The sequence below is a fragment of the Paraburkholderia dipogonis genome (genome assembly GCF_046027395.1).
Lineage (GTDB): Bacteria > Pseudomonadota > Gammaproteobacteria > Burkholderiales > Burkholderiaceae > Paraburkholderia > Paraburkholderia dipogonis_A.
Genome location: NZ_JAQQEG010000025.1, coordinates 1 through 17,972, shown reverse-complemented (window position 1 = coordinate 17,972; position 17,972 = coordinate 1). Strand labels below are relative to the sequence as shown.

General features: G+C 62.7%; 19 protein-coding genes and 1 pseudogene. 15 read left to right on the top strand and 5 right to left on the bottom strand.

Going from position 1 to position 17,972, the window contains the following annotated elements; all coding sequences use genetic code 11:
- Window positions 1-31 precede the first annotated feature (31 nt).
- A complete protein-coding gene (locus PQR32_RS24870) occupies window positions 32-730 on the bottom strand; it encodes a FadR/GntR family transcriptional regulator (RefSeq protein ID WP_408232964.1) in 699 nt (232 codons plus the stop codon).
- A gap of 225 nt (window positions 731-955) precedes the next feature.
- Here PQR32_RS24870 and PQR32_RS24865 point away from each other — a divergent pair, with 225 nt between their 5' ends.
- The 3 genes from PQR32_RS24865 to PQR32_RS24855 all read left to right on the top strand — a co-directional run bounded on the left by PQR32_RS24865 (window position 956) and on the right by PQR32_RS24855 (window position 3,930).
- Entirely contained in the window at window positions 956-2,278 is a 1,323-nt protein-coding gene (locus PQR32_RS24865; RefSeq protein ID WP_408232961.1) for a C4-dicarboxylate transporter DctA, read from the top strand.
- A gap of 115 nt (window positions 2,279-2,393) precedes the next feature.
- On the top strand, window positions 2,394-3,404 hold the full coding sequence (gene alc, locus PQR32_RS24860; protein ID WP_408232958.1) for an allantoicase: 1,011 nt from the start codon (window positions 2,394-2,396) through the stop codon (window positions 3,402-3,404).
- Between the two features lie 13 nt (window positions 3,405-3,417).
- The gene (locus PQR32_RS24855; RefSeq protein WP_408232955.1) at window positions 3,418-3,930 is read left to right on the top strand and encodes an ureidoglycolate lyase; all 513 of its coding nucleotides are present in this window, start codon (window positions 3,418-3,420) and stop codon (window positions 3,928-3,930) included.
- 119 nt (window positions 3,931-4,049) lie between these two features.
- Here PQR32_RS24855 and fur read toward each other — a convergent pair whose 3' ends face one another.
- Window positions 4,050-4,478, bottom strand: a complete 429-nt coding sequence (gene fur / locus PQR32_RS24850) for a ferric iron uptake transcriptional regulator (RefSeq protein WP_012434340.1) — start codon at window positions 4,476-4,478, stop codon at window positions 4,050-4,052.
- A 158-nt stretch (window positions 4,479-4,636) separates the two neighbouring features.
- On the opposite strand from fur, the gene PQR32_RS24845 reads away from it, so the two are divergent.
- From PQR32_RS24845 to PQR32_RS24800, 10 genes are all read left to right on the top strand, one after another.
- Window positions 4,637-5,467, top strand: coding sequence for an outer membrane protein assembly factor BamE (locus PQR32_RS24845; protein ID WP_408232952.1), 831 nt, complete (start codon window positions 4,637-4,639; stop codon window positions 5,465-5,467).
- A 164-nt stretch (window positions 5,468-5,631) separates the two neighbouring features.
- Window positions 5,632-6,429, top strand: a complete 798-nt coding sequence (gene dapB / locus PQR32_RS24840) for a 4-hydroxy-tetrahydrodipicolinate reductase (RefSeq protein WP_408232949.1) — start codon at window positions 5,632-5,634, stop codon at window positions 6,427-6,429.
- Between the two features lie 77 nt (window positions 6,430-6,506).
- Window positions 6,507-7,223, top strand: coding sequence for a MotA/TolQ/ExbB proton channel family protein (locus PQR32_RS24835; RefSeq protein ID WP_408232946.1), 717 nt, complete (start codon window positions 6,507-6,509; stop codon window positions 7,221-7,223).
- Window positions 7,224-7,251: 28 nt separating this feature from the next.
- Entirely contained in the window at window positions 7,252-7,683 is a 432-nt protein-coding gene (locus PQR32_RS24830; RefSeq protein WP_408232943.1) for an ExbD/TolR family protein, read from the top strand.
- 303 nt (window positions 7,684-7,986) lie between these two features.
- Window positions 7,987-10,578 carry a leucine--tRNA ligase gene (leuS, locus tag PQR32_RS24825; protein WP_408232940.1) on the top strand — a complete coding sequence of 864 codons (2,592 nt, stop codon included), beginning with the start codon at window positions 7,987-7,989 and terminating at the stop codon, window positions 10,576-10,578.
- 91 nt (window positions 10,579-10,669) lie between these two features.
- The gene (locus PQR32_RS24820) at window positions 10,670-11,221 is read left to right on the top strand and encodes an LPS-assembly lipoprotein LptE (protein WP_408232937.1); all 552 of its coding nucleotides are present in this window, start codon (window positions 10,670-10,672) and stop codon (window positions 11,219-11,221) included.
- A 54-nt stretch (window positions 11,222-11,275) separates the two neighbouring features.
- Window positions 11,276-12,394 carry a DNA polymerase III subunit delta gene (gene holA / locus PQR32_RS24815; RefSeq protein ID WP_408232934.1) on the top strand — a complete coding sequence of 373 codons (1,119 nt, stop codon included), beginning with the start codon at window positions 11,276-11,278 and terminating at the stop codon, window positions 12,392-12,394.
- 244 nt (window positions 12,395-12,638) lie between these two features.
- On the top strand, window positions 12,639-13,910 hold the full coding sequence (locus tag PQR32_RS24810; RefSeq protein WP_408232931.1) for a glutamate-5-semialdehyde dehydrogenase: 1,272 nt from the start codon (window positions 12,639-12,641) through the stop codon (window positions 13,908-13,910).
- Between the two features lie 16 nt (window positions 13,911-13,926).
- A complete protein-coding gene (locus PQR32_RS24805) occupies window positions 13,927-14,343 on the top strand; it encodes a CopD family protein (RefSeq protein ID WP_408232928.1) in 417 nt (138 codons plus the stop codon).
- Between the two features lie 443 nt (window positions 14,344-14,786).
- Complete coding sequence (locus PQR32_RS24800; RefSeq protein WP_408221359.1) at window positions 14,787-15,236, top strand: hypothetical protein; 450 nt, start codon at window positions 14,787-14,789, stop codon at window positions 15,234-15,236.
- A gap of 96 nt (window positions 15,237-15,332) precedes the next feature.
- On the opposite strand, the gene PQR32_RS24795 is transcribed toward PQR32_RS24800, so the two are convergent.
- The 3 genes from PQR32_RS24795 to PQR32_RS24785 form a co-directional block, all read right to left on the bottom strand.
- Entirely contained in the window at window positions 15,333-15,824 is a 492-nt protein-coding gene (locus tag PQR32_RS24795; protein ID WP_408232925.1) for a nuclear transport factor 2 family protein, read from the bottom strand.
- Between the two features lie 238 nt (window positions 15,825-16,062).
- Window positions 16,063-16,488, bottom strand: a complete 426-nt coding sequence (locus tag PQR32_RS24790; RefSeq protein WP_408221363.1) for a nuclear transport factor 2 family protein — start codon at window positions 16,486-16,488, stop codon at window positions 16,063-16,065.
- Between the two features lie 184 nt (window positions 16,489-16,672).
- Window positions 16,673-16,912, bottom strand: a complete 240-nt coding sequence (locus PQR32_RS24785) for a hypothetical protein (protein ID WP_408232922.1) — start codon at window positions 16,910-16,912, stop codon at window positions 16,673-16,675.
- Between the two features lie 212 nt (window positions 16,913-17,124).
- Here PQR32_RS24785 and PQR32_RS24780 point away from each other — a divergent pair, with 212 nt between their 5' ends.
- On the top strand, window positions 17,125-17,655 hold the full coding sequence (locus PQR32_RS24780; RefSeq protein WP_408232919.1) for an ESPR domain-containing protein: 531 nt from the start codon (window positions 17,125-17,127) through the stop codon (window positions 17,653-17,655).
- Window positions 17,553-17,972, top strand: a pseudogene (locus PQR32_RS24775) (hypothetical protein); the annotation flags it as partial. The gene PQR32_RS24780 and the pseudogene PQR32_RS24775, both read left to right, overlap by 103 nt.

Genomic DNA, 17,972 nt, shown 5'->3' with positions numbered 1-17,972 from the left:
AAAACCGCTCTTCGGAGCGGTTTTTTTTTGCCTACGCCTGCGGCTGCGGCGTTGGGAAATACACGCCGGCGCGCTGCGCGGCGTTCGAGATATGCGTCTCGATGGCTTTGCCGGCCGCGGCGGAATCGCGCGCCTTGAGCGCGTCCAGAATCACGCGATGCTCGTTGTACGTGGACAGCACCAGTTCGCGCCGGTAGAACGGCATGCGCTGGCTTTCCTTCATGATCTCCGCGCTGCTGCTCAGAATCGATTCGATCGCCGCGTTGCCGGCAATGTTGACGATCCGCATGTGGAAGTCGTAGTCGAAGCGGGCGGCTTCGTCGAGTTCGTCGCAGGCGAGCGCCGTTTGCATGGCCGTGATGTTCTCTTCGAACCAGGCAAGGTCTGAATCGCTGACCGCCAGCGCCGCCATGCGCGCGATAAAGCCTTCCAGCGCGAAACGCATCTGATAGGTGTCCGGCAGCGACGACTGCTCCGCGAAGCGCCACGCATGCGCGGCCGAGGCCTGCGCGCTTTCCACATACACACCCTTGCCGGGCCTGATCACCAGCAAACCGAGCGCCTCGAGCGTGGAGAGCGCCTCGCGCAACGACGCGCGGCTGATCGCGAGTTCTTCGGAGAGTTGACGCTGCGCCGGTAGCAAACTGCCCACGGGATAGGCGCCCGCTTCGATCCGTTCGCGGATGGTCGCGATGGCGGCATCGGTGACGGTATGCGGGACGTTTTTCATCGTTGGCTCACTTGAAAGCGCGGTCTGACCAGCATTGTAATACGTCCGAACGCCCGTGCGGCTTGCCGCTCGCCGCTGCCGATCCGACCCGAAACCGCTTGAAAAACAGCGGGTAAACACTGTTCTATGAATCCTTGACGTCAGTATATCGGCTTCCTACTATTCGAGATAACAGTACTGGTCGGACCAGTCTGAACAGATGTGAATCGTAACTAGGAGGAAGCCGTGTTGAAATTTTTCAATTCGCTGTTTGGCCGGGTCGTCATAGCGCTGGTGGCGGGCATCGTAATCGGTGCCGTCTTCCCGCATTTCGCCCAATCGCTGCGCCCGCTCGGCGACGGCTTTCTCAAGCTGATCAAGATGGTGATCGGGCCCATCGTTTTCTGCGTCGTGGTCAGCGGCATGGCGCATGCCGGCGACTTGCGCAAAGTGGGGCGCGTCGGCCTGAAGGCCGTGATCTACTTCGAGGTGATGACGACGATCGCGCTCGTGATCGGCGCAATCCTGGCGTATGTCACGCGTCCCGGCGTCGGCATGAACATCGATCTGCACTCGCTGGATCCGGCTTCGCTCTCGACCTACACCGAGCACGCGAAGAGCCTCAAGGACACGGCTGGCTTTCTGCTGAAGATCATCCCCGACACGGCGATCAACGCGTTCGCCACCGGCGACATCTTGCAGATTCTCGTGTTTTCGGTGCTGTTTGGCTCGGCGTTGTCGCTGCTCGGCAATAAGGCGCAGCGCGTGAGCAACCTGATCGACGAACTCTCGCAAGTGTTTTTCCGCGTGATGGGTTTCATCATCAAGCTCGCGCCGCTTGGCGTGCTCGGCGCGATCGCGTTCACCACCGGCACGTACGGCGTCGAGTCGCTCAAGCAACTCGGCATGCTGGTGCTCGTGTTCTACGTGAGCTGCTTCGTGTTCGTGGCCGTCGTGCTGGGCGTCGTCATGCGGCTCGCGGGCTTCAGCATCTTCAAGCTGATTCGCTACCTGCGCGAAGAGCTGTCGATCGTGCTCGGCACCGCTTCGTCGGATGCGGTGCTGCCGCAGATCATGCGCAAGCTCGAATGGATGGGCGTCAAGGATTCGACCGTCGGCCTCGTCATTCCGACCGGCTACTCGTTCAATCTCGACGGCTTCTCCATCTATCTCACGCTGGCCGTCATTTTCATCGCACAGGCTACTAACACGCCATTGTCCCTGCATGACCTGATCGTGGTGGTGCTGGTGTCGCTGGTGACGTCGAAGGGCGCGCACGGCATTCCCGGCTCGGCCATCGTGATTCTGGCAGCCACGTTGTCCGCGATTCCGGCGATCCCCGTGCTCGGCCTGGTGCTGATCCTGCCGGTCGACTGGTTCGTCGGCATTGCCCGCGCGCTGACCAACCTGATCGGCAACTGCGTCGCGACGGTGGTAGTCGCCGTGTGGGAAAACGATATCGACCGGGCGCGCGCCCATCGCGTGCTGAACCGCGATGCGGCGTTGCGCTACGTGCCGGCCGGTGACGACGCCACGCCCGCCGTCGGCGAACACGCCCACGCCGTCTGAACCTGAGAAACCGTATCCCAATCCGCGCGCCAAAGCAGCGCGCTTCCAGCGTCGGCAGATCCCAAGAACGCCGGCGCTCCTTCACTTTTTCGCTGCCTGACCGAGACTAGAGACTATGGCCAATCCGATCCTCGACCCCAACGCTCCCGCTTTCACCCGTCGCTATATGAACCTCGCCGACCCGCGTCTGGGCGCGAAGGCGCTCTTCGCCAGCGACGAATTCTTCGCGCCGAAAGAACGCATGCTCGAGCCGCAACCGGCGGTGTTCATCCCCGGCAAATACGACGACCACGGCAAATGGATGGACGGCTGGGAAACCCGCCGCAAACGCACCACCGGCCACGACTCCTGCGTGATCCGCCTCGCGCACCCGGGCGTCGTGCACGGCGTGGATCTGGATACGAGCCACTTCACCGGCAACTTCCCGCCGGCGGCGTCGATCGACGCCTGCTACGTGGACGGCGACGTGCCGCCCGATAACGCCGACTGGCAAACGCTCGTGCCGGCCACCACGCTGCAGGGCAACCAGCACCACTACGTCGACGTGAACGACGCGCGCGCGTTCACCCATCTGCGTGTGAATCTGTACCCGGACGGCGGCCTCGCGCGTCTGCGCGTGTACGGCCAGCCGAAGCGCGATTGGGAGCGCGTGGAGCGCGGCACGCTGCTGGATCTGGCGGCGATCGAGAACGGCGCCTATCTGGTCGCGGCGAACAACCAGCACTTCGGGCCGGCCTCGCAGATGCTGATGCCGGGCCGCGGCGTCAACATGGGCGACGGCTGGGAAACCCGGCGCCGTCGCGAGCCGGGCAACGATTGGGCGATCGTCGCGTTGGCGCGGCCGGGCGTGATTCGAAAGATCGAAGTGGATACGGCGCACTTCAAGGGCAACTTCCCGGACCGCTGTTCGCTGCAGGCCGCGTCGGTGACGGGCGGCACGGACGATTCGCTCGTCACGCAGGCGATGTTCTGGCCGGTTCTGCTCGGTGAACAGAAACTGCAGATGGACCACGTCCACACCTTCGCGGATAACCTCGCGTCGCTCGGCCCGGTCACGCATGTTCGTTTCAATATCTTTCCGGACGGCGGCGTGTCGCGCCTGCGCCTGTGGGGCGAAATCGCATAACGGAGTGGCGTCGATGAAGACATTGCAGTTGGAACGCCTCACGCGCGCGGCCTTCGCGCCGTTCGGCGACGTCATCGAACTGGACGGCGCGCGGCATTTCGCCATCAACGGCGGCACGACCGAGCGCTATCACGACCTGGCTACCGTCGACGTGACGGCGGACGGTGGCCGGCCGCTGATCAACCTGTTTCGCGCGCAGCCGCGCACGCTGCCGGTCGAGATCACGATGATGGAACGGCATCCGCTCGGCAGCCAGGCTTTCATTCCCTTGACGGCCGGCCGCTATCTGGTGGTCGTCGCACCGGCCGGCGAGTTCGATCCGGCGCGGATGCGCGCCTTCTGGACCGACGCGTGGCAGGGCGTGAACTATGCAAAAGGCGTCTGGCATCACCCGTTGCTCGCGCTCGATCAGGTGAGCGATTTCGTGGTGGTGGATCGTGGCGGCGAGCAGCCTAATTGCGACGAATTGTCATTGGCGGAGCCGTGGCGGCTAATGTTCGAAGCGAACGCGGAATTGGTGGAATAGGGTCGCAATCGTTCCCGCAAAGAGACAGCGCCGCAGATGAAAAAAGACCCGGCCGATTCGCATCGGCCGGGTCTTTTTTGCCCCGCCTGACCGCGCACCCCAGCGCGGCCGGCACCTCATCAATGCTTGCGATGCGGGCAATTTTCCTTGGTGCAGGCGCCGTACAGCGCCAAAGCGTGTTCCTGCAGCTTGAAGCCGCGTTCTTTCGCGATGGACTGCTGACGGCTCTCGATCTCGGAGTCGAAAAATTCTTCGACGAGCCCGCAATCGAGACACACGAGGTGGTCGTGATGCGACCCTTCGTTCAGTTCGAACACCGCCTTACCCGACTCGAAATTGCTGCGCGAGAGCAGGCCCGCCTGCTCGAATTGCGTCAGTACGCGATACACGGTTGCAAGGCCGATATCGAGTTCTTCGTGCAGCAGGTTACGGTACACGTCTTCGGCCGTCAGGTGGCGCACCGGGCTGTGCTGAAAAATCTCAAGGATTTTGAGGCGCGGAAGGGTCGCCTTGAGCCCGATATTCTTGAGATCGGTTGGATTGGTCATGACAAGGGATCCCTAGAGTACAATGCTGGGCTCTCATAGTAATGTGTTTTTGCCGTTCTGGTCATCTTCGATGGAATGAAACTCGCGCGGCTCGTCAGCGGGCCCGCACGGTGAGTGAAATGATTTCAAAATCTCAATTGATCTACCGGGGGAGCCGCATGCGGGGTACCTTGATCGCTGTTGCGACTGTCGCGGTTCTTGCCGGATGTTCCACTTACGACAGCCTGACGCAGCGTATTGCCCAAAGCATCACGCCGTACCGCATTACAGTGGTGCAAGGCAATTTCGTCTCGAAAGAAGCGGCTGCACAGATGCAGGTCGGCTTGTCCCGCGCGCAGGTCAAACAGCTGCTCGGCACGCCCCTCCTGGCCGACATGTTCCACGCGGATCGCTGGGACTACGTGTTCTATTTCAAGCGCGGCTCGACGAGCGTCGTCCAGCAGCGCGACTTCGTGGTCTTGTTCGCGGGTGACCGTGTCGCCAGCTGGTCGGGCGGCGAAGATCTGCCGTCCAACCTCGAGTTGCTGGCTGAAATCGACGGCGACAAGTCGGGCAAGAAGAAGGCCGCAGCGGCCGTGGCGAGCGGCGCCAGCGGCGCGAGCGCGCCGGCGGCAGCAGCCGAGCCTGCCACGCCGGACACCACGCGTTCGCCGTCCGTGGCCGGCGCTGCCGCAGCGGGCATTCCGTCCACGGACGCCAACGCGGAAGCCGCGCAAGCCGCCAATCGTGCGACCAATGCAGTGCAGTTGTCGCCCAATGCGCGTCCGGCTGTGCCTAGCGCGCCGACCGCCAACGGCGGCGGCATCCCGCAACAGGGCCCGACGGCCGCGGGTCAGCCGCAGTTCCAGTTCCACCGTCCGCCGCCGCCGCAAAATCCGGGTACGGACAACAGCAATCCGGTTGGACCGACGGGCCCGCAGAGCAGCAACAGTGGCCCGACGCACGACGCGCCGCTGACCTCTTCTCCGGCTTCGGGAACGGGCGGCTAATCGCGCTGTCCGTGTCTTAAGACGGGCGCTGCGCGCGGGCAACCGCACCGTGCAAAGCGTCCGTCCGGTTCTTCGTTTTTTCAGTCATGCGCGGCGCCTGGGTGTGCTGCCCGCCGCCGCTTTTGCCCGCCTTTGCCGGGTTTTGCCTTCGAACCCTCGTAGCCATGAAAATTGCCATTGCTGGCGCATCGGGCCGTATGGGCCGCATGCTCATCGAAACAGTCCTTAACGATCCCGACGCCACGCTGTCCGGCGCGCTCGACCGTGCGGGCTCCCCGCAACTCGGTCAGGACGCCGGAGCGTTTCTGGGCAAACAGACGGGCGTGGTGATGACCGACGACGTCGAGCGCGTGTTCGCCGAATCCGACTACCTGATCGACTTCACGCGCCCCGAAGGCACGCTGATGCATCTCGAAGCGGCCCAGCGTCACAACGTGAAAATGGTGATCGGCACGACCGGCTTCGACAACGAGCAGAAGGCGCAGCTGCGCGCCGCGGCGGACAAGATCGCCATCATGTTCGCGTCGAACATGAGCGTGGGCGTGAACGTCACGCTGAAGCTGCTCGAATTCGCGGCCAAGCATTTCGCGACCGGATACGACATCGAGATCATCGAGGCGCATCACCGTCACAAGGTTGACGCGCCGTCCGGCACGGCGTTGACGATGGGCGAAGTGATCGCCAATGCGCTCGGCCGCAACCTCGACGACTGCGCGGTCTACAGCCGCGAAGGCGTGACCGGCGAACGCGACCCGTCCACGATCGGTTTTTCGGCGATTCGCGGCGGCGACATCGTCGGAGACCATACGGTGCTGTTCGCGGGCATCGGCGAGCGCATCGAAATCACGCACAAATCGGCGAGCCGTCTGTCGTACGCGCAAGGCGCGCTTCGTGCTGTGCGTTTCCTCGAAGGCCACCAAACCGGCTTCTTCGACATGCAGGACGTGCTCGGTCTGCGTTGAGCGTGTCTTGAGCGAACGTAAGGGGCATCGCGCCCCTTGTTCGCGCCCCTGAAATCACAACGCCACGGCGAGGTCAGATGGCAGGCAGCAGCGGCATCATCCATTACCTGCAAACCAGCGATGCGATCACGCATGGTGTCGCGTACGTGCTGCTGGCCATGTCGATTGCGAGTTGGTGCTTTCTGATCGTCAAAAGCTGGATCCTCACGCGCGCCAAACGTCAGGCCACGCACGCGATCGCCCAGTTCTGGCAGGCGCCGACGCTGTCCGAAGGCGTCGCGGCGTTAAAGCGCGCGGACCGTGAGCGGGTCTTCACGCCGCTGGCGGAAGCGGCGCTGCATGCGTCTGAAGTGGATATTCCGGGCGCGTTGCTCGCGCGCGTCGAACGCGGCGAGCGGGTGCTGCGGGCGTTGCGTCAGGCGCTCAATGCGTCGCAGCGGCGGCTCGAATTCGGCCAGGTGCTGCTGGCCTCGGTGGGCAGCACGGCGCCGTTTGTCGGCCTGCTCGGCACCGTGTGGGGCATCTATCACGCCCTCGGCAGCATTGCGGCGAGCGGTCAGGCGCAGATCGAAAACGTCGCCGGGCCGGTTGGCGAGGCGCTCATCATGACCGCTTTCGGCCTCGTGGTCGCGATTCCGGCCGTGCTTGCCTACAACGTGCTCGGGCGGATGGTGCGGCAGTTGACGGAAGAACTCGACGGCTTCGCGCACGACCTCCACGCCTACGTATGCGCGCCCGCGGAGCAGGGCCACACTCAGGCGCCGGCGCGGGCCCAGCAGGCCTCGACCCACTAAGCGCGGCGCTCAGGCAGAAGGAGGCGAGATGGCATTCGGCGGACTCGAGAAAAAGCAGACGGCCGCGCCGATGGCCGAGATCAACATGACGCCGCTGATCGACGTGATGCTGGTGCTGCTGGTGATTTTTATCATTACCGCGCCTTTATTCACGCACGCGATCCGGCTCGATTTGCCGAAAGTGGCGGCCGCGCCCGCGCGTCAGACGCCGCAAACCATTTCGCTTTCCATTGACGCCGCGGGCAAGCTGTACTGGGACGGCAGCGTGATTACGCTTGACCAGATGCGGACGCGTTTCTCGCAGGCGGGCAAGCAGAGCAACCAGCCTGAAATCCAGCTACGCGCCGAGCGCTCTACGCGCTACGAAGTGATCGCACAGGTAATGGGCGCGGCGCAGCAGGCCGGGCTTGAGCGGATCGGTTTCGTGACGGATCCGCCGCCGCCCGCCGCGAAGCCTTAGCGGCGTCGCGCTCGACAGGATTAGCGGCTAGTCGATCCGCCGCGGTTCCTGGCTGTGAGCGTATTGCTTTAGCGCTGCGCGCCCGCAAATACTTTCGAAGACAAGCCAAGCCAAGCCAAGCCAAGCCAAGCCAAGCCAAGCCAAGCCGGGTCCGTTGTCGCATCGACCACGCCGCGCGGCGTACCCGTCCGCGGACGGTATAATCAGCCCTTTCCCCCGCCGACGGGGAAACGACGCCATTTCATCCAGCAGAGCACCAAAGCGGCCGGTGCGAAAGCACCGACCCAGCGATCCCATCACACCATGCACGAAAAATACGTTCCCTCCGACGTCGAATCCGCCGCGCAAGGGCAATGGCGCGCCATCGACGCGTACAAATCGACGGAAACCACCGACAAGCCCAAGTTCTATTGCGTCTCGATGCTGCCGTACCCGTCGGGCAAGCTGCACATGGGTCACGTGCGCAACTACACGATCAACGACGTGATGTACCGCTATCTGCGGATGAACGGCTACAACGTGCTGATGCCGATGGGTTGGGACGCGTTCGGCATGCCGGCGGAAAACGCCGCGATGGCCAACAACGTGCCGCCGGCCAAGTGGACCTACGACAACATCGCTTACATGAAGAAGCAGATGCAGTCGATGGGCCTCGCGATCGACTGGTCGCGCGAAGTCGCGACCTGCAGCCCGGACTACTACAAGTGGAACCAGTGGCTGTTCCTGAAGATGCTCGAAAAGGGCATCGCGTACAAGAAAACCGGCACCGTCAACTGGGATCCGGTCGATCAGACCGTGCTCGCCAACGAGCAGGTGATCGACGGCCGCGGCTGGCGTTCGGGCGCGCTCGTCGAAAAGCGCGAAATCCCGATGTACTACATGCGCATCACGCAGTACGCGGACGAACTGCTGAACGACCTCGAAGGCCTCGGCTGGCCGGAGCGCGTCAAGATCATGCAGCAGAACTGGATCGGCAAGAGCTTCGGCGTGAACTTCGGCTTCCCGTACGAGATCGACGGCGAGCAGAAGCTGCTGCGCGTGTTCACCACGCGTGCCGACACGATCATGGGCGTCACGTTCTGTGCGATTGCCGCCGAGCATCCGCTCGCCACGCGCCTCGCAAAAGACAAGCCGGAATTGCAGGCGTTCATCGAGGAATGCAAGCGCGGCGGCGTCGCTGAAGCCGACGTCGCGACCATGGAAAAGAAGGGCATGGCCACCGGCTTCTACGTCACGCATCCGCTGACGCAGGAACAGGTCGAAGTGTGGATCGGCAACTATGTGCTGATGAGCTACGGCGAAGGCGCCGTGATGGGCGTGCCGGCGCACGACGAGCGCGACTTCGCGTTCGTGAAGAAATACGCTCTGCCGATCAAGCAGGTGGTCGCGGTCGAAGGGAAGGAATTCTCGACGGACGCCTGGCAGGAATGGTACGGCGAGAAGACCGGTACGCTGGTCAACAGCGGCAAGTACGACGGCCTCGATTACGAACAGGCGGTGGACCACATCGCCGCGGACCTGAAGGAACTCGGCCTCGGCGACAAGCAGATCACGTGGCGTCTACGTGACTGGGGCGTGTCGCGCCAGCGTTACTGGGGCACGCCGATTCCGATCATCCACTGCCCGACGTGCGGCGACGTGCCGGTGCCGGAAAAAGATCTGCCGGTGGTGCTGCCGGAAGACCTCGTACCGGACGGCACGGGCAATCCGCTCGCCAAGTCCGAAGCGTTCGTGAACTGCACCTGCCCGACCTGCGGCGGCGCGGCCAAACGCGAAACCGACACGATGGACACCTTCGTCGATTCGTCGTGGTACTTCTACCGCTATGCGTCGCCGGATGCGAAGACCATGGTCGACGAGCGCACCGACTATTGGGCGCCGATGGACCAGTACATCGGCGGCATCGAGCACGCGATTCTGCACCTCTTGTACTCGCGTTTCTGGGCGAAGGTGATGCGCGATATGGGGCTGGTCAAATTCAGCGAGCCGGCCAGGAACCTGCTGACGCAGGGCATGGTGCTCAACGAGACCTACTACCGTGAAAACGAAGCGGGCAAGAAGACCTGGTACAACCCGGCCGACGTGACCGTTTCGTTCGACGACAAGGGGCGCCCGGTCGGCGCCGTCCTGAACGCGGACGGTCAGCCGGTGGTGCTCGGCGGCGTCGAGAAAATGTCGAAGTCGAAGAACAACGGCGTCGATCCGCAATTGCTGATCGATCAGCACGGCGCGGACACCGCGCGTCTGTTCGTGATGTTCGCCGCGCCGCCCGAGCAGTCGCTCGAATGGTCCGGCTCGGGCGTGGAAGGCGCGAGCCGCTTCCTGCGCCGCGTGTGGAACTTCAGTCAGACGAACGAAGCCGCGTTGCGCCAGGGCGGCACGTTCGACGCCGCTCAACTGAACGACGTCGAAAAGGCGCTGCGCCGCGAGATCTACACCGTGCTCAAGCAGGCTGACTTCGACTACCAGCGTCTGCAATACAACACGGTGGTATCGGCCGCGATGAAGATGCTCAACGCGCTCGACAGCGCGAAGGGCGCGCGCCCGGCCGTACTGCGCGAAACCTGCAGCGTGATGCTGCGCGTGCTGTATCCGGTCGTGCCGCACCTCACGTTCCAGTTGTGGCAGGAACTCGGTTACGCCGACGAATTCGGCTCGCTGCTCGACGCGCCGTGGCCGAAGGTCGACGAGAAGGCGCTGGAGCAGTCCGAGATCGAACTCGTGCTGCAGGTGAACGGCAAGGTGCGCGGGGCGATTACCGTGGCGAAAGACGCCTCGCGTGAAGCGATCGAACAGCTGGCCGCCGCTCACGAGATGGTCGCGAAGTTCAGCGAAGGCAAAGCGCCGAAGAAGATCGTCGTGGTGCCGGGGCGCCTCGTGAACGTGGTCGTGTGAGGATCAACGAAGACATGCCAGCCGGCAAGACGCCGCCGCGCGCGGCGGCGCTTGTCCGCGCTGGGGAATCTACTGCGAACCAGGAGCCAATGTGACTCGCAGATCGTTTTTGACGCTGGCTTGCAGCGTGCTGATGTTGTCCGCCTGCGGCTTCCAGCTGCGCGGTCAGCAGGACTACGCATTCAAACGCCTCTTTATCGCCGGCGGTTCGCCAGCGGCGGCCGCGCGCCTGACGCGTATCGTGCAAGGCGGCAGCGACACGGTCGTGGTCAGCTCGGTTGCGAACGCCGACGCCACGTTGCAGATCACGGAAGGCCGTGGCACCAGCACGCTGACGCTGAACTCCCTCGGCGCAGTCGAAGAGTATCAATTGAATCTCAACATGAACTATTCGCTGATCGCCAAGGACGGCACGCTGCTGATTCCGCCGAGCGTGATCGCGCTAAACCGCGCGATGACCTATAGCGACCAGTTCTCGCAGGCGAAAGCAGCCGAAAGCGACATTCTCTTTGCCGATATGGAAAACGACGCGATCGACCAGCTCACGCGCCGTCTGGGGGTCGTGCGCTCGATGCATCCGGCGCCGGGCCAGGAAGTGCCGTCGATTGCGCCGCGCGCGCCGTTGCCGCCGCCGCCGCTGTGAGCGTCGTGCTGTGTTCAATGTGCCGCACCTGTTCAACCTCGCCGATCGGTAGCCATGCAACTGCGACTTGACGCGCTCGAAGCGCATCTCGCCAAGGGACTTGCCGGACTGTACGTCGTCTACGGCGACGAGCACCTGCTCGCGCAGGAAGCCTGCGATCGCATTCGCGCCACGGCGCGCGCGGCCGGCTTCACCGACCGCTCGGTGTTCACGGTCGAGCGCGGGTTCGACTGGAGTTCGCTGCTGGGCGCGAGCCAGTCGATGTCGCTGTTCGGGGACCGCCAACTGGTCGAGTTGCGTATTCCGTCGGGCAAGCCGGGCAAGGAAGGCGCGGACGCGTTGAAAGCGCTCGCTGCTGCCGTCAATGACGACGTGCTCACCATGATCATGCTGCCGCGGCTCGACGCGGCCACGCAGAAGTCGGCGTGGTTCACGGCTTTGTCCGACGCGGGCGTCGCGTTGAAGATCGATCCGGTCGAGCGTGCGCAGTTGCCGAATTGGGTCGGGCAGCGGCTCGCGGCGCAGGGTCAGCGAGTCGTCGCGGGTGAAGAAGGGCGGCGCGCGCTGGCTTTCATCGCCGAGCGCGTGGAAGGTAATCTGCTCGCCGCGCATCAGGAAATCCAGAAGCTTGGGTTGCTGTATCCGGCTGGGTCGCTGAGCTTCGAACAGATTCAGGACGCCGTGCTCAACGTCGCGCGTTACGACGTCTTCAAGCTGAACGAAGCGATGCTGGCGGGCGACGTCGGCCGCTTGTCGCGCATGCTCGACGGGCTGCGTGGCGAGGGCGAGGCTGCGGTGCTGGTGCTGTGGGCCGTCGTCGAAGAAGTGCGGACGCTGCTGCGGATCAAGCGCGGCGTCGCGGCCGGCAAGCCGCTGGCGATGCTGGTGCGCGAGAACCGTGTTTGGGGGCCACGTGAACGGCTGATCGGGCCGGCGTTGTCGCGCGTGAGCGAAAGTGCGCTGGAGAAGGCGCTTGCGTTGGCGGCGCGGATCGATCGTCAGGTGAAAGGTTTGTCGGGCGGTACGCCGGGCAATCATCGCAACGATCCGCCGCCTGATCCGTGGGACGGGTTGTTCGAACTGGCCATGACGGTGGCCTCGCCGAAGACGGCGCCGGTGCCGCCGGCTCGACCTCGGCCAGGCTCTGTCGCGCCGTCGCGAAGGCCGGCCTGAAACGCGTCGCGAGGCGCCTGGTCCGGCGCCTTTGAGGGCGTGCTGGGCGATCTCGGGAACGTCGACGTCAGCGTCTCCATGATCGTTTGCGGCTGCCAGGTTCGGCGTGAAGTGAGCGCTGGTCTCTGTGCAACCTCGGCTGCGTCGCAAGCAAAGCGCCTTCGCCCGACTTACAATCGCTTGATCTTTCGCTCATTCTGTTTGTCCGACGCACCTCGACGTGCGCGGCACCACGAGAATCACCATGGATATCGACCAGTACATGACCGACCTCGGCCGTCGCGCCCGCCACGCTTCACGGGCGATGGCGCGGGCGTCGACGGCGGACAAGAACGCCGCGCTCGCAGCGGTTGCGCAGGCTATCGAACGCGATGCCGCGTTGCTGAAGGAAGCCAATGCGCGCGACGTCGCGCGGGCGCGCGAGAAAGGCCACGACGCTGCGTTCATCGACCGTCTGACGCTGTCGGACAAAGCGCTGAAGACGATGGTCGAAGGTCTGCGGCAAGTCGCCGCGCTGGCCGATCCGATCGGCGAAATCAGCAATCTGAGGTACCGGCCGAGCGGCATTCAGGTCGGCCAGATGCGCGTGCCGCTGGGCGTGATCGGCATCATCTACGAATCGCGTCCGAATGTGACGATCGACGCCGCGGCGCTGTGCCTGAAGTCGGGCAACGCGACGATTCTGCGCGGTGGTTCGGAAGCGCTGGAATGCAATACGGCGTTGGCGAAGCTGATCGGTGAAGGGCTGGAAGCGGCCGGTTTGCCGCAAGACGCTGTGCAAGTGGTCGCCACGTCGGATCGTGCGGCGGTCGGCAAGCTGATCACGATGACAGAATACGTCGACGTGATCGTGCCGCGGGGCGGCAAGAGCCTGATCGAACGGCTGATGAACGAAGCGCGCGTGCCGATGATCAAGCACCTCGACGGCATCTGCCATGTGTATGTCGACGACCGCGCGGATCTGGGCAAGGCGCTGACCGTCTGCGATAACGCGAAGACGCATCGCTACGGCACGTGCAACACGATGGAGACGCTGCTGGTCGCGCACGGTATTGCTGCTGACGTGCTGCCGCCGTTGGGCAAGCTGTATCGCGATAAGGAAGTCGAGTTGCGAGTGGACGCGGCGGCGCACGCGGTGCTGGCGGATGCGGGCGTGGGTCCGCTCGTCGATGCGACCGAAGAAGACTGGCGTACCGAATATCTCGCGCCGGTGTTGGCGATCAAAGTGGTCGGCGGGCTCGACGCGGCGATCGAGCACATCAACGAGTACAGTTCGCACCACACCGACGCGATCGTCACGGAAGACCACGATCGCGCGATGCGCTTCTTGCGCGAAGTGGATTCGGCGAGCGTGATGGTCAACGCATCGACCCGTTTCGCCGATGGTTTCGAGTTCGGTCTGGGCGCGGAAATCGGCATCTCGAACGACAAACTGCATGCGCGTGGACCGGTGGGACTGGAAGGGCTGACGTCGCTCAAGTACGTCGTGCTGGGCCACGGCGAAGGCCGGCAATAAAACGAGAGGACCGCTGATGCTTTGGGTAAAGACGTTTCATATCGTTCTGGTTGCGTCATGGTTTGCCGGCCTGTTCTATTTGCCGCGCATCTTCGTCAACCTGGCGATGGAAACGGAACCCGCCGCGACGGCGCGGCTGTTGACGATGGCGCGCAAGCTGTTCCGCTTTATGACGTTTATCGCGGTGCCGGCGCTGGCGTGCGGGCTCTGGTTGTGGCTCGTGATCGGAATCGGGCGCGGGCAGGGGTGGATTCACGCGAAGGTTGGCGTGGTGGTGCTGCTTTTGATTTACCACGCTTATTGCGGTGTGCTGCTGCGGACGTTCGAGCGTGGGGAGAATCGGCGGACGGATAAGTGGTATCGGATGTTCAATGAGCTGCCGGTGCTGGGGATGTTGGCGGCGGTGGCGTTGGTGGTGATTAAGCCGTTTTAGGGCGGTGGTTGGTGGGGTGGCTGGTTGCGCTGTACAGGTTGTGAGTTTTGATTTGCTAGAAGGGCGGTTTGCTGGGTTGTTCGGCAAACCGCCCTTTTTTGTTGTCGGCGCTGGGGTGCGACGCGGTGTCTTAGGCCGAATGGCTAGCTCGGTTGTTAGCCTATATTGGGACGGCCGATGGGCGTGCGGGGTGATTTATAATTTGCAGACCATCGGCACCAACCGGTGGTCTGGTTTAGCAGCCAGTGCCAAAAACCGCACACCCGCCCAGGCGGGGCGTGCGTCTGCCTCTGCACGTCTATATTTCAATGGGCGGGCCGTGGTGGGGAGCCGCAAGGCTCGCCGGTTTGTTTTTGGCCCGGTCTGCTAACCCGCTACGTGCCCGCTCACCCTCCTTGCAAGCGAGTGTCGGGCGATCCAGTTAGGTTTTAGGAGATCGCACCATGAGCAAGTCCATCAAAAATCAAACGGCCTCACGCCCACCCGTCGATGCCTTGCAGTACGAAAAGCTCGCCTTGTCGGCATTCGGTTCATGCGAACGGCAGTTGACCCAACTCAACCGATTGGCCACGCTTGCGACCTCGATATATAGGAATCCTGCATTGACAAACCACGAACGACGCAGCCGACAAGTGCTGCTCGAATTGCTGGTGGAGACGTGCGAGGAATATGAGCGGGAAGTGGAATGCGACCGCGAGTTGTATCAGGTGATTGCGCTGGACGCGCGGGGGATTGCGCGTCGGCGGATTACGGCTGGTGCGGCGGCGAAGCTTCTTGCGGATGCGGCGCGGGGTGCGGAAAAGGCTGAGGCGGTCGCTGAAGCGGGCGTCGAGGTGACGCGCAAGCCGGCACAAGGGAAGGCCGACGTAGTGGTGGCCGTGACGGCGCACTGAGACGGACTGCGGACGCGCTCCGGCAATGAAAAGAGGCGCGAACGATTCGCGCCTCCTGACTTTTGACTCACGGCCGCTACCGCGCCATCTGAGTACTTAGGCGCTGGCCTCGCGTGTCGTACTTGACGCCGCCACACGCCATGCGTCGCCACGACGCACGTACACGTCAGTGAAAGCGTAATCGGTCGCTTTCATGCCTGAGCCTGGCGTGTAGTGGTTGACGCCCGAAACCATGGCGATGTTTCCGAAGACATGCACCTTCAGTTCACCGAGCGATTGCGTGGAACCAGACGGTAGCGTGGGCGCGAACAAAACATCGGCTTTGGTGCGGCGTGCGCCGTTGGGCATCGTCTCGATGAACGAGTCATCGAGCAGTTGGTCGAGCGTCGCGCGGTCGCCTCGAATCGCGGCGTTTACCCATGCTTGCTCCATTGAGGCAAGCGTTGTTTCGACTTGCACCTGTGTGTTCAAGCCGGCGGCCAGCACGCAGGTCGAGAGGCCCATGGCGGCCAGGAAGCCTTTGTATTTCATGATTGCCTTCTGCTGAATCGGTGACTCAAGCAAGGTTGGAAGCGCTCGCCTGGTCACGTTGAGTCGCTGTGGTGCGCCGAAAGGAGGCAGTGCAAGCCCACCGGTATGGGGCCGGCGCGGCGAGCACGTCGGCCTTGCCACGGCCCGCGTCGTGTTGGTCCGCCGATGCTCATCTGCGTGACGAACTAGCCGCCAGGCAGTTCGACGAGCACGGCCTCATCGCGACTTGAGGCGGCGTTTGCCGGGTCGCGGCTTTCACAGTCATAGACGGCGACGCACAGGCCGCCGCGAAGGACTATCGGCGACTCATTTGCGACGACATGATGCGCCAGCCATCTGCTTTGCGCACGAACACATCGGTAAACGAATAATTCACCGGTTGGGCGGCGGGGTTCGTCTTGAAACGATTGGTGCCAATGACAATGGCCGTGTCACCGTTCACGCGTACATCCATATCCGTCAAGTCTTGCGACGACCCCGGCGGTGGCGGCGGTGCGAGCAGCAGGTCACTCTTGCTGCGGCGCACGCCGTTGGGCGAAGTCTCGACGAAAGAATTGTCGAGCAGTTTCTCAAGCGTCACGCGGTCGGTGTTGGTGACTGCGGTGATCCACGTTTGCTCCATGGCTTTCAAGGTCGATTCGTCCTGATCCGTTGCGAACGCGGGCAGTGTGAAGGAAGCCATTAATAAAGCGGTGAGGGCGAAACGGTAGGGAGTCTTCATGCTAATTCTCGATAAAGATGGGTTATGCCGAGGGAATGCTTGGTTTTCGATCCAATGGTCCATGCGGAATCAATCGCTTTCCGCTAGTGAATTGCCGGCTTTGGGTCAGTCGATAAGCGTTTGTTGGCTGACTATTTTTCCGATCAGAGGCAATTGTAAAAATTTTAGTCATTTTTGGATTGGACTAAATAAGACGAATCTTAATTAAACTTGGTTGTTTAGGGCCTGCGCAGTTTCCGACAGCCGTCGCCTCTTCACATTTTTTTGCCATCTCCTTTTCCCTTGATAGCCTTTTGCGTCCGCAGCCGTCGCGCGGGCTGCTAACCATTTCCTCGGTTTGATGTTTGACGAGCTTTCGCTGGTGTTTTTGCGAAGGTTCTGCATCGGTGGCGTCGATTCGATTGAGCTTAGCTTCCAAATTCATTGCTGAGCTTATTTAAGATGTGTCTTATTCACCGCCTGAATGGCGGGCGCTACATTTGGCAATGCCGTGCGATTTGAAGAAATTGTTAAGTTTCTTCTCATTATCGCCGTCGCTCTGTCAATTTTCCTGCTTCTCGTTGTGCTTTATGAACGCGTACCTCAATGGCCGCGGCGCAGCAATGGGCAGCTCCTCGCCATTAGATAGGTGAATTTGTGAATAAGTCGTATAAAACTGTTTGGAATGAAACAACTGGGACGTATGTCGCGGCGCCCGAAGTGGCGAAGAGCCGGGGCAAGGAGAGCAGGAGCAAGAAAGCGCTGGTCGTGGCGTTGCTGGCTGCTGGGGCAGGAAGCGTTGCGTCAATGCATGCGTACGCAGGTGCGGTTGACGGCGGAACGGCGAACGGTGGCCCGACTTCGGAGGCCATCGGCACAGGTGCGACCACAGCGTACAACTACGATATCGCTGTGGGCTATGGTGCAACAACGGTGGGCGGGGCTAACAATAACGTAGGGGCTATTGCAATTGGCGCCGGTGCGACAGCATACGGAGGGGGGGCAGTACCATCGGCCCAAACATCGCAATCGGTTATCAGGCTGTCGCCGGCAATTCCGGCAACGCTACCGGGCAAGCCACAGCATTGGGTAGCTTTGCGCAGGCGACAAACTGGGGAACGACCGCTATTGGCTCCGCTACGACTGCTTCGGGCAATTACGCGACGGCGGTTGGCACGGGTGCGGTAGCGAGCGGCGCCCAAGCCACCGTGTTCGGCACCAACAGCAGCGCCGGCGCCACCGACTCGCTTGCGATCGGCGAAGGGGTGACTATAACTACCGCGGGCACTGCCGGAACAGCGCTTGGGCGGCAAGCGCAGGTGTCCGCTGCCCAAGGCAGCGCGCTAGGCGGCTTCGCTACCGTCAGCGGAACGAGTTCTACTGCCATCGGCTATCTCGCAACGGCGACGGCTGCCAATTCCGTCGCTCTTGGTTCGGGCTCGACGACGACGGCGAACCTGTCGGCGGCGGGTTACAACCCGGGTTCGGCAGCTCTGTCGGGTACT

What these genes read in the sequence shown, in the direction of transcription:
- alc (WP_408232958.1), top strand. Translation starts at nt 2,394, where the DNA reads ATGGCCAATCCGATCCTCGACCCCAACGCTCCCGCTTTCACCCGTCGC.
- PQR32_RS24790 (WP_408221363.1), bottom strand. Translation starts at nt 16,488, where the DNA reads ATGAAGACTCCCTACCGTTTCGCCCTCACCGCTTTATTAATGGCTTCC.
- PQR32_RS24835 (WP_408232946.1), top strand. Translation starts at nt 6,507, where the DNA reads ATGGCAGGCAGCAGCGGCATCATCCATTACCTGCAAACCAGCGATGCG.
- PQR32_RS24785 (WP_408232922.1), bottom strand. Translation starts at nt 16,912, where the DNA reads ATGAATTTGGAAGCTAAGCTCAATCGAATCGACGCCACCGATGCAGAA.
- leuS (WP_408232940.1), top strand. Translation starts at nt 7,987, where the DNA reads ATGCACGAAAAATACGTTCCCTCCGACGTCGAATCCGCCGCGCAAGGG.
- PQR32_RS24870 (WP_408232964.1), bottom strand. Translation starts at nt 730, where the DNA reads ATGAAAAACGTCCCGCATACCGTCACCGATGCCGCCATCGCGACCATC.
- PQR32_RS24805 (WP_408232928.1), top strand. Translation starts at nt 13,927, where the DNA reads ATGCTTTGGGTAAAGACGTTTCATATCGTTCTGGTTGCGTCATGGTTT.
- fur (WP_012434340.1), bottom strand. Translation starts at nt 4,478, where the DNA reads ATGACCAATCCAACCGATCTCAAGAATATCGGGCTCAAGGCGACCCTT.
- PQR32_RS24845 (WP_408232952.1), top strand. Translation starts at nt 4,637, where the DNA reads ATGCGGGGTACCTTGATCGCTGTTGCGACTGTCGCGGTTCTTGCCGGA.
- dapB (WP_408232949.1), top strand. Translation starts at nt 5,632, where the DNA reads ATGAAAATTGCCATTGCTGGCGCATCGGGCCGTATGGGCCGCATGCTC.
- PQR32_RS24855 (WP_408232955.1), top strand. Translation starts at nt 3,418, where the DNA reads ATGAAGACATTGCAGTTGGAACGCCTCACGCGCGCGGCCTTCGCGCCG.
- PQR32_RS24800 (WP_408221359.1), top strand. Translation starts at nt 14,787, where the DNA reads ATGAGCAAGTCCATCAAAAATCAAACGGCCTCACGCCCACCCGTCGAT.
- holA (WP_408232934.1), top strand. Translation starts at nt 11,276, where the DNA reads ATGCAACTGCGACTTGACGCGCTCGAAGCGCATCTCGCCAAGGGACTT.
- PQR32_RS24810 (WP_408232931.1), top strand. Translation starts at nt 12,639, where the DNA reads ATGGATATCGACCAGTACATGACCGACCTCGGCCGTCGCGCCCGCCAC.
- PQR32_RS24830 (WP_408232943.1), top strand. Translation starts at nt 7,252, where the DNA reads ATGGCATTCGGCGGACTCGAGAAAAAGCAGACGGCCGCGCCGATGGCC.